This is a genomic window from Pseudomonas sp. KBN12P06040 (assembly GCF_037574965.1).
GTDB lineage: Bacteria > Pseudomonadota > Gammaproteobacteria > Pseudomonadales > Pseudomonadaceae > Pseudomonas > Pseudomonas aeruginosa.
In genome coordinates this window covers 4,629,205-4,645,099 of the sequence record NZ_JBBELS010000001.1, presented here as the reverse complement: position 1 = coordinate 4,645,099, position 15,895 = coordinate 4,629,205, and the positions used below count along the sequence as shown (strand labels likewise).

The 15,895-nt window shown below is 66.1% G+C and carries 15 protein-coding genes; 6 read left to right on the top strand and 9 right to left on the bottom strand.

Annotated elements, in window-relative coordinates; genetic code table 11:
- Window positions 1-13 precede the first annotated feature (13 nt).
- The 3 genes from VQ067_RS21855 to VQ067_RS21845 all read right to left on the bottom strand — a co-directional run bounded on the left by VQ067_RS21855 (window position 14) and on the right by VQ067_RS21845 (window position 2,044).
- Window positions 14-973, bottom strand: coding sequence for a quinone oxidoreductase family protein (locus VQ067_RS21855; protein WP_003140841.1), 960 nt, complete (start codon window positions 971-973; stop codon window positions 14-16).
- Window positions 974-998: 25 nt separating this feature from the next.
- The gene (locus tag VQ067_RS21850; RefSeq protein ID WP_015503420.1) at window positions 999-1,172 is read right to left on the bottom strand and encodes a DUF1427 family protein; all 174 of its coding nucleotides are present in this window, start codon (window positions 1,170-1,172) and stop codon (window positions 999-1,001) included.
- Window positions 1,173-1,255: 83 nt separating this feature from the next.
- A complete protein-coding gene (locus tag VQ067_RS21845) occupies window positions 1,256-2,044 on the bottom strand; it encodes an AraC family transcriptional regulator (protein ID WP_003085876.1) in 789 nt (262 codons plus the stop codon).
- A 321-nt stretch (window positions 2,045-2,365) separates the two neighbouring features.
- Between VQ067_RS21845 and hppD the strand changes: the two genes are divergently transcribed.
- The 4 genes from hppD to arfB all read left to right on the top strand — a co-directional run bounded on the left by hppD (window position 2,366) and on the right by arfB (window position 6,225).
- Window positions 2,366-3,439, top strand: a complete 1,074-nt coding sequence (hppD, locus tag VQ067_RS21840) for a 4-hydroxyphenylpyruvate dioxygenase (protein ID WP_003134288.1) — start codon at window positions 2,366-2,368, stop codon at window positions 3,437-3,439.
- A gap of 297 nt (window positions 3,440-3,736) precedes the next feature.
- A complete protein-coding gene (locus VQ067_RS21835) occupies window positions 3,737-5,155 on the top strand; it encodes an amino acid permease (protein ID WP_003085884.1) in 1,419 nt (472 codons plus the stop codon).
- Window positions 5,156-5,307: 152 nt separating this feature from the next.
- The gene (locus VQ067_RS21830; RefSeq protein WP_003085889.1) at window positions 5,308-5,691 is read left to right on the top strand and encodes a lysozyme inhibitor; all 384 of its coding nucleotides are present in this window, start codon (window positions 5,308-5,310) and stop codon (window positions 5,689-5,691) included.
- Between the two features lie 120 nt (window positions 5,692-5,811).
- On the top strand, window positions 5,812-6,225 hold the full coding sequence (gene arfB / locus VQ067_RS21825; RefSeq protein ID WP_003105972.1) for an alternative ribosome rescue aminoacyl-tRNA hydrolase ArfB: 414 nt from the start codon (window positions 5,812-5,814) through the stop codon (window positions 6,223-6,225).
- A gap of 22 nt (window positions 6,226-6,247) precedes the next feature.
- Here the strand turns inward: arfB and pbpG are convergent, their stop codons facing one another.
- The 4 genes from pbpG to phhA form a co-directional block, all read right to left on the bottom strand.
- Entirely contained in the window at window positions 6,248-7,180 is a 933-nt protein-coding gene (gene pbpG, locus VQ067_RS21820) for a D-alanyl-D-alanine endopeptidase (RefSeq protein WP_003105974.1), read from the bottom strand.
- Between the two features lie 313 nt (window positions 7,181-7,493).
- The gene (locus VQ067_RS21815) at window positions 7,494-8,693 is read right to left on the bottom strand and encodes an amino acid aminotransferase (RefSeq protein WP_003110269.1); all 1,200 of its coding nucleotides are present in this window, start codon (window positions 8,691-8,693) and stop codon (window positions 7,494-7,496) included.
- Window positions 8,690-9,046: a 4a-hydroxytetrahydrobiopterin dehydratase gene (locus VQ067_RS21810; RefSeq protein ID WP_003085898.1), complete on the bottom strand. Its 357-nt coding sequence runs from the start codon at window positions 9,044-9,046 to the stop codon at window positions 8,690-8,692. Before VQ067_RS21810 ends, VQ067_RS21815 begins: the two co-directional genes overlap by 4 nt.
- 104 nt (window positions 9,047-9,150) lie before the next feature.
- Window positions 9,151-9,939, bottom strand: a complete 789-nt coding sequence (gene phhA, locus VQ067_RS21805) for a phenylalanine 4-monooxygenase (RefSeq protein WP_003140840.1) — start codon at window positions 9,937-9,939, stop codon at window positions 9,151-9,153.
- A gap of 284 nt (window positions 9,940-10,223) precedes the next feature.
- On the opposite strand from phhA, the gene VQ067_RS21800 reads away from it, so the two are divergent.
- Complete coding sequence (locus VQ067_RS21800; protein ID WP_003105980.1) at window positions 10,224-11,783, top strand: sigma-54-dependent phenylalanine hydroxylase transcriptional regulator PhhR; 1,560 nt, start codon at window positions 10,224-10,226, stop codon at window positions 11,781-11,783.
- Between the two features lie 217 nt (window positions 11,784-12,000).
- Here the strand turns inward: VQ067_RS21800 and VQ067_RS21795 are convergent, their stop codons facing one another.
- Window positions 12,001-12,267, bottom strand: coding sequence for a DUF2790 domain-containing protein (locus tag VQ067_RS21795; RefSeq protein ID WP_003085904.1), 267 nt, complete (start codon window positions 12,265-12,267; stop codon window positions 12,001-12,003).
- Window positions 12,268-12,535: 268 nt separating this feature from the next.
- Entirely contained in the window at window positions 12,536-14,731 is a 2,196-nt protein-coding gene (locus tag VQ067_RS21790; protein ID WP_003140839.1) for an FUSC family protein, read from the bottom strand.
- Between the two features lie 219 nt (window positions 14,732-14,950).
- On the opposite strand from VQ067_RS21790, the gene VQ067_RS21785 reads away from it, so the two are divergent.
- Window positions 14,951-15,895, top strand: a complete 945-nt coding sequence (locus tag VQ067_RS21785) for a LysR family transcriptional regulator (RefSeq protein ID WP_003085907.1) — start codon at window positions 14,951-14,953, stop codon at window positions 15,893-15,895.

Sequence of the window (15,895 nt, the reverse complement as noted above, 5' to 3'; positions counted from 1 at the left end):
ATTCCGCTGGTCCTCAAGGCACCAGGATGATCTTCTCGCAGGTGCCTTCGTTCACTGCCCGGTACTGCTCAACGCCCTGCTCCAGCGGGACTTCCCGCAGCCCGTCCGGCAGCGGCAGGCGGCCTTGGTCGAACAGTTTGCCGAAGGCGTCGAGGAAGCCTGCGCAGGCTTCCACGCCATAGAGCAGCGAGTTGATCCCCACCACCGAGCCACCGCGACGGTACAGGTTCAACGCCGGCAGGCGCACATGGCCGTCGGCTGGTGCGGCGATGATCGCCAGGCGACCGAAGGCGGCCAGCGCCGGGACCGCCGCCTCGAGCCAGAAACCGGTCGTATCGAAGATCACCTCGGCCCCGCCGGGGAAGATCCCTTCCACCTGTGCCGCCAGTTCGGCCGGCTCGCCCAGCAGCAGCGCGGCGATGCCCTGCGCTTCCAGCGCCTGGCGTTGCTCCTCGCGCCGCACCGCGCCGATCGCTTCGGCCCCCAGGGCCTTGGCCAGCGCCAGCGCGGCCTTGCCGACCGCGCCGTTGGCGCCGATTACCAGGAGCCGGGTGCCGGCCTTGACCTGGCTGCGTTGCAGGGCGTCCCAGGCGGTGCTGTAGGGCACCCCGCAACTGGCGGCCTGGGCGAAGCTCAGGCTTTCCGGCTTGAGCGCGACGCCGGCGGCCGGCAGGGTCAGGAACTGCGCGTGGCTGCCGTCGCGGAAGAACCCTGGCTCCCGCCCGGTGCCCCAGACCGCCTGGCCGAGCAGGGCCTTCGGTCCCTCCACCACCACCCCGGCGAAGTCGCGGCCCGGTACCCGGGGCAGGGTGGTATAGGGGAAGCGGCCGAGGACGTTCTTCACGTCGCTCGGATTCAGCCCGGCGGCGCGGATTTCCACCCGCACCTCATCGGCGGCGGGAAGCGGGTCGGGCATGTCCACCAGCTTGAGGGCGGCGAGGTCGCCGGTACGGTCGAATTGCAGTGCTTTCATCGGGGGCTCCGTGTCGTCGCGGCGATCAGTGCAGCCACTGCTGCAGCAGGTCGCGGCCAAGGGGGAAAAGCTGTTCGCCGAGCTGCATGCCAAGCAGGCCGACCAGGGCGATGGCGGGTGGCGCCGGCGAGCGGAAGTCGAGTACGGCGTAGAGCAGGCCGATCAGCAGGCCGATGCCGAGGGAGATCAGGTAGTTCATGGCGGCTGACAGGGACGGTGAACGATGGTGCCAGTCTAGTTGGCCGAAAAAACATCTATCGGCCAATCGCTATCGAATACCGGTCAAGGCTGGAACGGCTGGTGATGCTCGGCCCTGTACTCAGTGGGAGAGACGCCCAGCTCGCGGCGGAACATGTCGCTGAAGGCGCTCGGCGTATATCCCAGGGCATGGGCGATGCCCGCCACCGGACGGCCATCGATCAGTGCGGCGGCGGCGGTCGCCAGTTGCACCTGCCGCCGCCAGTCGGCGAAGCCCATGCCCAGGCTGCGCTGGAACAGGCGCGAGAGGGTCCGCACGCTGGCCCCGGCGTCTTCGGCCAGGCGCTCCAGGCCGATGTCCAGGGAGGGATTGGCCATCACCGCCTGGCACAGCGCGAGCAGGCGCCTGTCGGAGGCGTCCGGCAGCGGTACGCGGAGGCTGGAACGGCGCGCGCGACCGAGTTCGAGCACGGCGAGATCGGCCAGCGCCCGATAGTAGTGGGGGTCGCTCTGTCGTTCCTGCTCCACCAGGCTGACGATCAGCTCGCGCAGCAGCGGGCCGACCACCAGCACCAGGGTGCGGTCCTCCAGGCCGCGGGAGAGTTCCGGGCTCAGGTAGATGTTGCGCATCTGCAACTCGGACGCGATCCGCACCGCATGGCGCAGGCCCGGAGGCAACCAGACCGCCCGTTGCGGCGGGACCGGCAGGGCCTCGTCGGGCGTCTCCAGCCACATCATCCCGGACACCGCATAGAGCACCTGGCCCCAGGCGTGCTCGTGGGCATCGACGCGGTGCCCGGCAGGATAGCTGCGGGCGACGCCGCGCAGGGGCCGGCGGCTGTCGCTCAGGTCGGGTGGGGCGGGTCGTGCCATGGGAATGCCGTCGCGGAGTAAAGACGCAGGTTAACCGCTTGACGCCGATCATGCAGCGCCGGCTTTCAGCGCAGCCGTGACAGCGCTGCTGGCAGCTTTTTGCTCCGCCCTGTAAAGATAATTTTACGAAGACCGGGCGTTCGCCATGCATGCCGCCGGCGCGTAAGGAATAGTTGCCAGAAACCCTGCGCCAGGCCCTGCGCCGGGCCCTGCCGACGGCTTGTCCGCCGCGCCGCCACGGGGTGAGATGAAGGCATCTCCCATGTCGCCGGCCGCCTGGACCGGCGGCGGTCCATTCAACAAGAACAACGAGGAGGCCGGATGAACGCCGTGGCCAAGATCGAACAGCACAATCCCATCGGTACCGACGGATTCGAATTCGTCGAGTTCACCGCCCCCGACGCCAAGGGCATCGAGCAGCTGCGCCAGCTGTTCAACATGATGGGCTTCACCGAAACCGCCAAGCATCGTTCCAAGGAAGTCTTCCTGTTCCAGCAGAACGATATCAACATCGTGCTCAACGGCAGCCCGACCGGGCATGTCCATGAATTCGCCCTCAAGCACGGCCCGAGCGCCTGCGCCATGGCCTTCCGGGTGAAGAACGCTTCCCAGGCCGCCGCCTACGCCGAATCCCAGGGCGCCAAGCTGGTGGGCAGCCACGCCAACTTCGGCGAGCTGAACATCCCTTCCCTGGAAGGCATCGGCGGTTCGCTGCTGTATCTTGTCGACCGCTACGGCGACCGCAGCATCTATGACGTCGACTTCGAGTTCATCGAAGGCCGCAGCGCCAACGACAACTCGGTCGGCCTGACCTACATCGACCACCTGACCCACAACGTCAAGCGCGGCCAGATGGACGTCTGGTCCGGTTTCTACGAGCGCATCGCCAACTTCCGCGAGATTCGCTACTTCGATATCGAAGGCAAGCTCACCGGCCTGTTCTCCCGCGCCATGACTGCGCCTTGCGGGAAGATCCGCATCCCGATCAACGAGTCGGCCGACGATACCTCGCAGATCGAGGAATTCATCCGCGAATACCATGGCGAAGGCATCCAGCACATCGCCCTGACCACCGACGACATCTATGCCACCGTGCGCAAGCTGCGCGCCAACGGCGTGAAGTTCATGTCGACCCCGGACACCTACTACGAGAAGGTCGACACCCGCGTCGCCGGGCATGGCGAGCCGCTCGAGCAACTGCGCGAACTGAACCTGCTGATCGACGGCGCCCCGGGCGACGACGGCATCCTGCTGCAGATCTTCACCGACACGGTGATCGGCCCGATCTTCTTCGAGATCATCCAGCGCAAGGGCAACCAGGGCTTCGGCGAGGGCAATTTCAAGGCCCTGTTCGAGTCCATCGAGGAAGATCAGATTCGCCGCGGCGTGATCTGATCCCGCTGCCGCCAGCCTCTTCCGGGGCTGGCGGTTTTCCTTGCGCTCCGCGTTTCCGTTCCAGCGGCGCCGATCGCGCCAGCCTTGCCCGCACCGCCGAGCCACGAGCCTGGCGGCCCATTCACGTCACGTACAACAACAAACAGGTGACGCATGATCCGTGAGTCCTTCCTTCGCCCAGCCGACCGCCCGCCGCCACGCGCCCCGCATGGCGCCCGCCGTGCGCCTGCCGCCTGAGCCGCACGGCCCCGTTTCGCCTCCGACAACAATAAATTTCCACTTGCGTGAGATAACTCAATGGACGGCCAACATCCGCATTCGGGCGAGCTCAAGCGCGGCCTGAAGAATCGTCACATCCAGTTGATCGCCCTCGGCGGCGCCATCGGCACCGGCCTGTTCCTCGGCTCGGCCGGGGTGCTCAAGTCGGCGGGCCCGTCGATGATCCTCGGCTACGCCATCGCCGGTTTCATCGCTTTCATGATCATGCGCCAGCTCGGCGAGATGATCGTCGAGGAGCCGGTTGCCGGCTCCTTCAGCCACTTCGCGCACAAGTACTGGGGCGGCTTCGCCGGCTTCCTCTCCGGCTGGAACTGTTGGGTGCTGTACATCCTGGTCGGGATGTCGGAACTGACCGCGGTCGGCAAGTACATCCACTACTGGTGGCCGGAGGTGCCGACCTGGGCCACGGCGGCGTTGTTCTTCGTCGTCGTCAACGCGATCAACCTGGCCAACGTCAAGGCCTTCGGCGAAGCCGAGTTCTGGTTCGCGATCATCAAGGTGGTGGCGATCATCGGCATGATCCTGCTCGGCTGCTACCTGCTGTTCAGCGGCAGCGGCGGTCCGCAGGCTTCGGTGAGCAACCTCTGGGCACACGGCGGTTTCTTCCCCAACGGAGTGAGCGGCCTGGTGATGGCCATGGCGATCATCATGTTCTCCTTCGGTGGCCTGGAAATGCTCGGCTTCACCGCGGCCGAGGCGGACAAGCCGAGGACGGTGATCCCGAAGGCGATCAACCAGGTGATCTATCGCATCCTGATCTTCTACATCGGCGCCCTGGTCGTGCTGCTCTCGCTGACGCCCTGGGACAGCCTGCTGCAGACCCTCAACGCTTCCGGCGATGCCTACAGCGGCAGCCCGTTCGTGCAGATATTCTCGATGATCGGCAGCGGCACTGCCGCGCACCTGCTGAACTTCGTGGTGCTCACCGCCGCACTGTCGGTGTACAACAGCGGCACCTATTGCAACGGCCGCATGCTTCTCGGCCTGGCCGAGCAGGGCGATGCCCCGCGCGCGCTGGCCAGGGTCGACAAGCGCGGCGTACCGGTACGCGCCCTGGTGGTATCGGCGCTGGTGACCTTCCTCGCGGTGGTGGTGAACTATGTGATCCCGCACCAGGCGCTGGAGCTGCTGATGTCGCTGGTGGTGGCGGCGCTGGTGATCAACTGGGCGATGATCAGCATGGCGCACCTGAAGTTCCGCGCGCAGATGGACCGCCAGGGCACCCGCACGCACTTCCGCGCGTTCTGGTATCCGTACGGCAACTACCTGTGCATGGCCTTCGTGGTGTTCATCCTCGGCGTCATGTTGCTGATCCCCGGCATCCAGGTCTCGGTCTATGCCATCCCGGTCTGGCTGCTGGTGATGTGGGCCTGCTACCGACTCAAGGGAGCCCCGCGGCCGATGCCGGGCCTGCGGGTGAAGCCGGTCACCGAGTGATCGATGGGGCGCCGGCGCGCAGAGGAGAGGGGAGCGCTCCTTTGCGCGTCCCGGCGGCCCACAAGACTTTTTCTAGGGGCGCCTGTCGTTGACGCGGCAGGTGCCGAATTCCTACAGTGGCAGCGCCATTTTTTCTCGTTAGAGGGATTTCCATGAAAAAAGCGCTCTGGCTGCTTCTGGCTGCCGTTCCCGTGGTCCTGGTCGCCTGCGGCGGCAGCGACGACGACAAGCAGACCGCCCAGGTCGATTACCTGGCCCTGCCGGGGGATGCCAAGCTGGATACCCGCAGCGTCGACTACAAGTGCGAGAACGGTCGCAAGTTCACCGTGCAGTACCTGAACAAGGGCGACAACAGCCTCGCCGTGGTGCCGGTCAGCGACAACTCGACGCTGGTCTTCAGCAATGTGATTTCCGCCTCCGGCGCCAAGTACGCCGCCGGCCAGTACATCTGGTGGACCAAGGGCGAGGAAGCCACCCTCTACGGCGACTGGAAGGGCGGCGAGCCCACCGACGGGGTCGCCTGCAAGGAGCGTTGAGTTCGACCTGGCGCCTTAGCCGAAATGAAGGAACCCGGCCGCGGCCGGGTTTCTTTTGGCCTGCTTTTCCGCTCGGCAAAGGGGGTATGCTGGCAGCCCGTTGGTCCACCGTGCCGCCCCATGCTGATCATCTCCAATGCCGTCCACCTGCCCGACCATGAGATCGAGCTGAATGCCATTCGCGCCCAGGGCGCCGGCGGGCAGAACGTCAACAAGGTCTCCAGCGCGGTGCACCTGCGCTTCGACATCCAGGCCTCGTCGTTGCCGCCGTTCTACAAGGAGCGTCTGCTGGCACTGAACGACCAGCGCATCAGCGGCGACGGCGTGGTGGTGATCAAGGCCCAGCAGTACCGGACCCAGGAGCAGAACCGCGAGGATGCCCTGGAGCGCCTGGCGGAGTTGATCCGCAGCGTGGCCAAGGTGCAGAAGGCGCGCCGCCCGACCAAGCCTACGCGCGGCTCGCAGAAGCGCCGGCTGGACGGCAAGGCCAAGCGCGGCGCGGTGAAGGCCGGGCGCGGCAAGGTGGATTTCTGATCCGGCCGGTCTTCGCGACGGATCAGCGTACGGCCTGGGCCACCGGCTGGCCGAGGCCGCGCTCGCGGTCGCGTTGCAGGCGATAGGCCTTGGCCGCGGCCGGGATCGCAGTGACCTGGCCGGTTTCCAGCCAGCGTCGCAGGCGGGTGGCGTCGGCGAAGTGGGTGTACTTGCCGAAGGCGTCCAGCACCACCAGGTTGACCGGATTGCGGTTGATCGTGGTGCGCATCACCAGGCAGTGACCTGCTTCGTTGGTGAAGCCGGTCTTGGTCAACTGAATGTTCCAGGTCTTGTTGTTGATCAGGTGGTTGGTGTTGCGGAAGCCCAGGGTGTAGTTGGGGTGGCGGAAGGCCACGGTCTTCTCCGGAGTGGTACTCCACTGGCTGAGCAGCGGGTATTGCCGGCTGGCCACCAGCAGGCGGGTGAGGTCGCGAGCGGTGGAGACGTTGTGCAGCGACAGCCCGGTCGGCTCGACGTAGCGGGTGTTCTTCATTCCGAGGGCGTGGGCCTTGGCGTTCATCGCCTTGACGAAGGCGTTCTTGCCGCCCGGATAGTTCTGCGCGAGGCTGGCGGCGGCGCGGTTCTCCGAGGACATCAGGGCGAGCAGGAGCATGTCCCGGCGGCTGATCTGGCTGCCGACCCGCACTCGGGAAAACACCCCGCGCATTTCGCTGGTCTCGCTGATGGCGATCGGCAGTACCTCGTCCAGCGGCAGTTTCGAGTCGAGCACGACCATGGCGGTCATCAGCTTGGTGATCGAGGCGATCGGCACCACCAGGTCGGGGTTGCGCGAGTAGAGCACCTTGCCGGTGTTCTGGTCGGTAACCAGCGCGCTGCCCGACGCCAGCTCCTGTTGCAGCGGCAGCCCGGCCTTGGGCGGCGGGGAGGCGGATACCGCGGTGGCAACGCTGAGGGACAGGAACAGGGTGACCAGTGACAGGAGACGGTTTCTCACGTGCGTTGCTCACTAAGACGAGAAAGTGGGGGCCGTGGGGCGCAGTGTGAACTGGTGCCCATAATTGAGCATTTTATGCTCTTTTGTAGGAAAAGCACGTAGGGCTTTGAAAGTGCTGACTTATGGTTGGCCCGGTTCGGAGAGGTTCGGCGGATAACGCCTGTGGCGGTATTCGCCCTACGCCCACAAGGTCGTGGTGCGGTAGGGCGAATAACCGCAACGTGGTTATCCGCCGCCTCGGCGGGAGTGCGCGGCATTCGCTGGGGCGAAAAAAAGCCGGCCATCACAGCCGGCTCAGGGTAACCGTGAGGGTTCAGTCCGCGCAGACCTGGGCGATGGCTTGCGCCAGGCGGTCGAGGCGGCGCGCGTCGAGACCGGCGACGTTGGCCCGGCCGCTGGAGACCAGGTAAACGGCGTGCTCGTCGCGCAGCCGAGCGACCTGCTGCGGGCTCAGTCCGGTATAGGAAAACATCCCGCGTTGCGCGCCGACATGGGCGAAGCGCTCGGCCAGGCCGTGCGGCGCCAGGGCTTCGACCAGGCCGATGCGCAGGCTGGCGATGCGCGAGCGCATGCCTTCGACCTCTTCCTGCCAGAGTCCCTTCAACTCGCTGTCGCCGAGGATCGCCGCGACCACCTCGGCGCCATGCGCCGGCGGGGTCGACCAGAGGTTGCGGGCGAGGAAGGCCAGTTGGCTACGCACATCGGTGAGCTTCTCGGCGTTCTGCGCGCAGACGATCAGCGCGCCGACGCGGTCGCGGTACAGGCCGAAGTTCTTCGAGCAGGAACTGGTGACCAGCACCTCCGGCAGTTCGCCGGCGAACAGGCGTACCGCCCAGGCGTCTTCCTCGAGACCGTCGCCGAAGCCCTGGTAGGCGAAGTCGATCAGCGGCAGCAGCTCGCGGCGACGTACCACGTCGAGCACCCTGTGCCAGTCGTCGTGGCTCAGGTCGAAACCGGTCGGGTTGTGGCAGCAGGCATGCAGCAGCACCACGTCTCCCTGGGGAATGCGCTCCAGGCCAGCAAGCATCGCCTCGACATCCAGGCGGTTGTCGGCGCTGACGTAGGGGTAGTGGGAAACCTTCAGGCCGGCGGCGGCGAACAGCGTCTCGTGGATCGGCCAGGTCGGGTCGCTCAGCCAGATGCCGCGGCCGGGCAGGCAATGGGCGATGAAGTCGCCGGCCAGGCGCAAGGCGCCGGTGCCGCCGGGCGTCTGGGTGGCGTCGGCGCGTTGCTCCAGCAACAGCGGCGAGGCGGCGCCGAGCGCCAGTTCCGCCAGGCGCGCGGCGAACAGCGCATCGCCGTGGCCGCCGACGTAGCTCTTGGTGGTTTCCTGCTCGACCAGGCGCTGCTCGGCGAGTTTCACCGAGCGCAGGATCGGGGTCAGGCCCTGGGCATCCTTGTAGACACCGACGCCGAGGTCCAGCTTGTCCGCGCGCGGATCGTTGCGGTAGGCGTCGAGCAGGCCCAGGATCGGGTCGCCCGGTACGCGGGCGACCTTGGCGAAATGACTCATTTGCGCCCCTCGGCGGTTTTCGCTACCTCGTCGGTGCGCGCCGCCATGATGAAGTCGTTGCGGTGCAGGCCCTTGATCGAGTGGCTCCACCAGGTCACGGTGACTTTGCCCCACTCGGTCAGCAGGCCCGGATGGTGGCCTTCGGCCTCGGATATCTCGCCGACGGCATTGGTAAAGGCCAGGGCGTGCTTGAAGTTCTTGAACAGGTAGACCTTCTCCAGTTGCATGATGCCGTCGCGGACTTCGATGTTCCAATCCGGAATCTGCCGCAGCAGCACGGGCAGTTCTTCGTCGCTGACGTGCGGGGCGTCGGCGCGGCAGGCTTCGCAATGGGCTTGGGTGAGTGCGGTCATGGTGGGAGTCCTTGGTTGTCGCATGTGGGAGGGGCGGACGGGCCGGACCCGTCCACCATAGTACAAGGCCGCCGCGGGGTCAGCCGCGGTGGCGGCGATTCTCGTCAGGCCGCCTGCTTGGGCGGGAACAGCGGCGCGTGCAGGCCCAGGCGCATGGCCTCGTGGACCAGTGCCATGATGTCTTCCTGGGCCAGTTGGAACAGGCGCTTGAGGTCGGGCAGGACGAAATAGAGCGGTTGCAGGATGTCGATGCGGTAGGGCGTGCGCATCGCCTCCAGCGGATTGAAGGCCTGGTGCAGCGGCTCGTCGGAGAGGCAGTAGACGGTCTCCTTCGGCGAGGAGAGGATGCCGCCGCCGTAGATGCGCTTGCCCTGGTCGGTCTCGACCAGGCCGAACTCGATGGTCATCCAGTACAGGCGGGCGAGGAACACGCGTTCCTCCTTGCTCGCTTTGAGGCCGAGCTTGCCGTAGGTATGGGTGAACTCGGCGAACCAGGGGTTGGTCAGCAGGGGGCAGTGGCCGAAGATCTCGTGGAAGATGTCCGGCTCCTGCAGGTAGTCCAGTTCTTCCGGGGTGCGGATAAAGGTGGCGACGGGGAATTGCTGGCTGGCCAGCAGTTCGAAGAAAGTCTGGAACGGAATCAGTGCCGGAACCCGCGCCACGCGCCAGCCGGTGGTGGCCTGGAGGACCCTGTTGATCTCGTCGAGCTGGGGGATCCGCTCGTGGGGCAGGCCGAGCTGTTCGATGCCGTCGAGGTATTCCTGACAGGCGCGGCCTTCGATCACCTTCAGTTGCCGGGTGATCAGGGTATTCCAGACCTGGTGCTCGGTTTCCGGATAGTGGATGAAACCGTTGTCGTCGGGCTGGCGGGCCACGTACTGCGTCGTTTTCATACGGACTCCATGAGCGGCTTGTGGCCGCGGGGTCTTTGTTGTTGTCGTTGCCTTATCGATACCGCGTCGGGACGGTCCGTGCAGCCCCGGATAGGGACCGGGCAACGGGGAGGAATCGGCGTTTTCGTAAAGTTTTCCTTACGAATTGGCCTGGGTCGCCTGTTCATTGGGCCAGGTATTGTTGCTGGTGAGTCTAACTGTCACATATTCTTGACGGAAATTTCCGGTCGGGAGTTAAAAAAACCGGCCGCGAGCCCATCAGAACGACAACACCGGGCCACGCCATGCGTATCAAAGTGCACTGCCAGAACCGTGTAGGCATCCTCCGCGACATCCTCAACCTGCTGGTCGACTACGGCATCAACGTCAATCGCGGCGAAGTCGGCGGCGACCAGGGCAACGCCATCTACCTGCTCTGTCCGAACATGATCAACCTCCAGTTGCAGTCGCTGCGGCCCAAGCTGGAGGCGGTGCCGGGGGTCTTCGGGGTCAAGCGCGTCGGCCTGATGCCCAGCGAGCGCCGGCACCTGGAACTCAACGCGCTGCTCGCCGCCCTGGACTTCCCGGTGCTCTCGGTGGACATGGGCGGGCAGATCGTCGCCGCCAACCGTGCCGCCGCGCAGTTGCTCGGCGTGCGCGTCGACGAGGTGCCGGGGATTCCGCTGTCGCGCTATGTCGAGGACCTCGACCTGCCCGAACTGGTGCGCGCCAACAAGGCGCGGATCAACGGGCTGCGGGTCAAGGTGAAGGGCGACGTGTTCCTCGCCGACATCGCGCCGCTGCAATCCGAGCACGACGAGAGCGAGGCGCTGGCTGGAGCGGTGCTGACCCTGCATCGCGCGGATCGCGTCGGCGAGCGCATCTACCATGTGCGCAAGCAGGAGCTGCGTGGCTTCGACAGTATCTTCCAGAGTTCGCGGGTAATGGCCGCGGTGGTCCGCGAGGCACGGCGCATGGCGCCGCTGGACGCGCCGCTGCTGATCGAGGGCGAGACCGGCACCGGCAAGGAGCTGCTGGCGCGCGCCTGCCACCTGGCCAGCCCGCGCGGGCAGTCGCCGTTCATGGCGTTGAACTGCGCCGGCCTGCCGGAATCCATGGCCGAGACCGAGCTGTTCGGCTATGGTCCGGGAGCCTTCGAGGGCGCCCGCCCGGAGGGCAAGCTCGGCCTGCTGGAGCTTACCGCCGGCGGCACGCTGTTCCTCGACGGCGTCGGCGAGATGAGCCCGCGCCTGCAGGCCAAGCTGTTGCGCTTCCTGCAGGACGGCTGTTTCCGCCGGGTCGGCAGCGACGAGGAGGTGTACCTGGACGTGCGGGTGATCTGCGCCACCCAGGTAGACCTGTCCGAACTCTGCGCCAAGGGCGAATTCCGCCAGGACCTCTATCACCGTCTCAATGTGCTCTCGCTGCACATCCCGCCGCTGCGCGAGTGCCTGGATGGCCTGGCGCCGCTCGCCGAGCATTTCCTCGACCAGGCCAGCCGGCAGATCGGCTGCGGCCTGCCGAAGCTTTCCGCGCAGGCGCTGGAACGTCTCGAACGCTACCACTGGCCGGGCAACGTGCGGCAATTGGAAAACGTGCTGTTCCAGGCGGTTTCGCTGTGCGAAGGGGGAACGGTCAAGGCCGAGCACATCCGCCTGCCGGACTACGGCGCACCGCAGCCGCTGGGGGATTTTTCCCTGGAAGGAGACCTCGACGCCATCGTCGGGCGCTTCGAGAAGGCGGTGCTGGAGCGCCTGTTCCGCGAGCATCCGAGCAGCCGCCAGTTGGGCAAGCGCCTCGGCGTTTCGCATACCACGGCGGCGAACAAGCTGCGCCAGCATGGCGTGGGGCAAGGCGAGGGCTGAGCGGCATGCTTGCCGGTTTGTTGCAGGCTGGGAAAGAAACGGCGGAGGCGTCGGCCCCTGTGGAAGGGCGGCAGCGCGGTGAGGCGCGGGGAAGACGGCCAGGATGTTCGCCGAGGGGCGGGATTTTCGCCGCCGAGTACACAATGATCGCGCCGGATGGGCGAGCTGCCCCTCGTGGCGCGATCCTTCGGAGGTCGACCCGGAGGTCGAGGAGAGTTTAGCCGCCAGTGCAGCCGTTGCCCCAGACCTGATATTCGACGGTATGTTTCTGCCCGTTCGAATCTTCGTAGGTCATGCGTGCGGGAACGATGCCGCAGGCATTGGAAGTGTCGGTTGAAGATATAACGCGAGCCACATCCAGTTGCATGCCATAGGCATATTCTTCAACAGCGTTTTCCTGCTGGCTGGCAGGTTGATCCTGGGCGCCAGCCGCCATCACCAGCGGCGAGCAGGCGAACAGGGCCATCAGGGCGAAAGCCTTCATTACTATTTACCTGAGTAGTTTCTGAGTGGGTACGATCTGCCGTCGGAAGACAGGCGGACAGGTCACCGGTGCAACTCGATAAACAAGGCTGGGTAAGTAAGTCTGCAATCAAGTTGCGGAGTCGAAGTTCAACGGGAGTTAACTTCGGCTGTTGGGTTTATTTTAAGTTGGGATAGGCTGCGACATATAGACTCAGTCAAGACAAGAACCTTGTACGGATCGGTAACAATATCCCTGTGGCCTTCTGCGCCGCGGCTTTTCGACCGGCTCACGGGTTTCTTTCCTGGCCCAGGGGCGATTGCGGGTCGAGCAGGGCGCTGCGAATGAAGTGCAGGTAGCTGAGCACCCGTCGCAGCGGCGAGGTATCGAACTGCGGTGCGCGCGGCTCCGGCGCCGCCCGTACCGCCATGATCGCCTGGTTCACCGCGTGCAGGGCGCGCTGACGGTTGCTCGGCCCGGGTTGCAGGAACAGCCGGATCAGCGCCCGGCCCATCAGGCGGATCGCCCGGCGCCAGGCGGTGCGTTCGGCGTAGCAGGGCTCCTGGGGCAGGCGTTGCTGTTCGAGGCGCAGCTCGATGATCGCCTGGCCGACCTCCAGCACCAGGAACATCCAGCCCAGCAACCGGCGCTGCACGTCCGGGCGGCCGGCGGAGAAGGTGTAGGCCTGGTTCAGCAGGTCGCGGGTGCCGCTTTCGAAACCGGAGACCAGGCCCTTGCTCTTGCCGCTGATGGCGAACACTACCCGCTCGCGCAGGTCGTGCTCCAGGCGCTTCCACATCCACGGCCGGTTCGGCGGCAGGATCACCCTGGCGGCGACCGTGGCGAGGACCATCGACAAGAGTAGTGCCAGGTATTCGTTGAAGAAGGCCAGGGCGTCGTAGCGCGCCATGTTGGCCGGCAGCGAGGCGAAGCAGAACCACACCAGCAGGCCGACGCCGTAGCCGTTCCACTGCGGCCGCCAGAGCAGCAGGGCGCCGACCGCGAAGACCGGCAGCAGGCAGCAGAGCAGCATCGGGAAACCGTCCACGTGGGGTAGCAGGTAGAGCAGCACGAACAGCCCGGTGCAGGCCCCGGCGAGGGTCCCGAGGGTGAGTTGCAGCGACAACCGGCCGGGATTCGGCGAGGTCGAGGAGAGCGCCGAGATCAGTACCGCGGTGAGGGCGAAGGTGCCGCCGTGGGGCCAGGAGGTCTGGATCCAGAACGTGCCGAGCAGGCCGATCATCAGCGCGCTGCGCGCTCCGGCGACCAGCGCGGCGACCGGGTTGGCGCGGGCGACGAAGCTTTCCTTCCATTGCTCGCGGGCATGGTGGTGTTCGGCCAGGGAAGCGTGGGTCAGGGCGTAGTTGTGCAGGTCGTCGGTGAAACGGAAGGCCAGTTCGGCGGCGGTGTTGAAATCCAGCAGGTCGTTCTCGCCGGGGCGCTGCTCCACCAGGCGCTGGCGGGCCTGGCGGATGTTCTGCATCAGTTCCGGCTTGTAGGCCTCGATGCGTTCGGCCAGGCGCGCGGCGTCGGCGTCGGTGGGCGTCCGTTCGCGAATCGGCGCGAGCAGCCCGGCAAGCTCCGCCAGGCAGGGCGCCAGGACCTCCAGGACATTCTGCGCCCCGCGCCCGCGCAGGCGTTCGAGCAGGCGGTGGAGGCCGTGGAAGCGACTGGTCATGACCATGAATTCGTTGTTCAGGCGAATCAGCCGGCCGCTGCGCAGGCGCATGTGCGGATCTTCGAAAGTAGTGGCGCTGCGCAGGTTTTCCAGGCCCACGGACTGGGCGACGAAGCGCGCGCTGAGCTCGCCGAAGCGCTCGCCGTCGAGGCTGCCCTGCAGGCCTTCGGCGGCGAACCCGGCGAAGTCGCGGAAGCGCCCGTAGAGTGTGTTGCGCAGGGCGGCGCCGCTGGTCTGCGGCAGGAAGATGGCGCTGACGGTACCGGTGCAGAGGATGCCCAGGGATATTTCCAGGACCCGCCACAGCGCCGCCATGAAGGCGCCTTCCGGGTGTGCGGTGGCGGGAATCCCGATCATGGTCGCGGTGTAGCCGGCGAGTACGCAGGCGTAGCCGCGGAAATCGCGGTAGCGCGCGGCGCCGGCGGTGCACAGGCCGACCCAGAGCGCCAGGCAGGCGAGGAACAGCACGCGCTCCTGGGCGAACAGGGCGATCAGGGTGACCATCACGCTGAGGCCGATCAGGGTTCCGACGATGCGGTAGAAGCTCTTGGCCAGGACCTGCCCGCTCTGCGTCTGCATGACGATGAAGACCGTCACCAGCACCGTGCTCGGCTGCGGCAGCTCCAGGCGATAGGCCAGCCACAGGGCGAGGCTGGCGGTGAGCAGGGCCTTGAATACGAAGACCCAGGCGACGCCGTCGCTACGCGCCCATTCGAGCAGGGCGCGGCGCAATTCGTCGGGGCTGGGAAAGAACGCGAGGGGAGCCGGTGGAACCAGGGGGAGACCTTTCCGGGTGGCGCGGGGCACTGCTGCGAATCCTGAACGACGGCGAGGGGAGGCCGAAACGGCTGGGAATTCTAGGAGCGCCGGCGCTTGCGGATAAGAGCTCGGATAGGTGAAAAATTTTTGTCACAAAAGGCAATAATAGGTGGGTTGACTCATGACAGAATCTGCGCCGCCTTGGGGTGTCCTCCGGGTTGCGTGGAAAAGAGACGCGCCATAAGCGTCAGAGCCTAGAGGGCCGTGATGGATATCCTGTTCAATATGCGCGCGTTCGTCAGCGTCGCGGAGACCGGCAGTTTCACTGCCGCCGCCCAGCGCCTGGACCTGACGACCGCCTATGTCTCCCGTGCGGTGGCCAAGCTGGAGGCCCACCTGCAGACCCGCCTGCTGCATCGCACCACCCGGCGCATCGCGCTGACCGAAGCCGGGCAGCGCTACCTGATGCGCGCCCAGCAGATACTCGCCTACATCGAGGAGGCCGAGGCCGAGGCGGGCGACGCCCATGCGCGGCCGTCGGGCACGCTGAAGGTCCACGCGATGACCGGCATCGGCCAGCACTACCTGATCAAGGCCATCTCGCAATATTGCGAGACCTACCCGGAGGTTGGCTTCGACCTGACCCTGGCCAACCGGATCACCGACATTCTCGACGAGGGCTACGACATTTCCGTGGTGATCGCCCCCGAGCTGCCGGACTCCGGTTTCGTCTCCAAGTGCATCGGCCAGACCTACAGCATCCTCTGCGCCTCGCCGGGCTACATTGCCGCGCATGGCTTCCCCAAGCTGCCGGCGGAGCTGTCCGCGCACCGTTGCCTGCGCCTGGTGAACTCGGTGATGTCGCTGGACCGCTGGCTGTTCGACGGTCCCGACGGCCAGGAACTGGCCTGCATCAACCAGACGCATTTCCAGGTCAACACCGCCGACGCCATGACCGAGGCGGTGGTCTCCGGCATGGGTATCGGCGCGCTGCCGGTGTACGCGGCGGTCAACGGCCTGAAGGACGGCAGCCTGGTGCGGGTGTTGCCGCGCTATAGCCTGTTCCATCTCAACGTCTACGCCCTCTACCCCTCGCGGCAGTACCTGGATGCGAAGATCCGCACCTGGGTCGAGTTCCTCCGCGAGCACATGCCGGCGATGCTCGCCGCGGACGAGCGCAGCCTGGCGGAGAGCGGTGGGTTGGCGAACTGA

Excerpts from the sequence above, each read along its gene's own strand:
- VQ067_RS21855 (WP_003140841.1), bottom strand. The coding sequence starts at position 973 with ATGAAAGCACTGCAATTCGACCGTACCGGCGACCTCGCCGCCCTCAAG.
- VQ067_RS21850 (WP_015503420.1), bottom strand. The coding sequence starts at position 1,172 with ATGAACTACCTGATCTCCCTCGGCATCGGCCTGCTGATCGGCCTGCTC.
- VQ067_RS21845 (WP_003085876.1), bottom strand. The coding sequence starts at position 2,044 with ATGGCACGACCCGCCCCACCCGACCTGAGCGACAGCCGCCGGCCCCTG.
- hppD (WP_003134288.1), top strand. The coding sequence starts at position 2,366 with ATGAACGCCGTGGCCAAGATCGAACAGCACAATCCCATCGGTACCGAC.
- VQ067_RS21835 (WP_003085884.1), top strand. The coding sequence starts at position 3,737 with ATGGACGGCCAACATCCGCATTCGGGCGAGCTCAAGCGCGGCCTGAAG.
- VQ067_RS21830 (WP_003085889.1), top strand. The coding sequence starts at position 5,308 with ATGAAAAAAGCGCTCTGGCTGCTTCTGGCTGCCGTTCCCGTGGTCCTG.
- arfB (WP_003105972.1), top strand. The coding sequence starts at position 5,812 with ATGCTGATCATCTCCAATGCCGTCCACCTGCCCGACCATGAGATCGAG.
- VQ067_RS21815 (WP_003110269.1), bottom strand. The coding sequence starts at position 8,693 with ATGAGTCATTTCGCCAAGGTCGCCCGCGTACCGGGCGACCCGATCCTG.
- VQ067_RS21810 (WP_003085898.1), bottom strand. The coding sequence starts at position 9,046 with ATGACCGCACTCACCCAAGCCCATTGCGAAGCCTGCCGCGCCGACGCC.
- phhA (WP_003140840.1), bottom strand. The coding sequence starts at position 9,939 with ATGAAAACGACGCAGTACGTGGCCCGCCAGCCCGACGACAACGGTTTC.
- VQ067_RS21800 (WP_003105980.1), top strand. The coding sequence starts at position 10,224 with ATGCGTATCAAAGTGCACTGCCAGAACCGTGTAGGCATCCTCCGCGAC.
- VQ067_RS21795 (WP_003085904.1), bottom strand. The coding sequence starts at position 12,267 with ATGAAGGCTTTCGCCCTGATGGCCCTGTTCGCCTGCTCGCCGCTGGTG.
- VQ067_RS21785 (WP_003085907.1), top strand. The coding sequence starts at position 14,951 with ATGGATATCCTGTTCAATATGCGCGCGTTCGTCAGCGTCGCGGAGACC.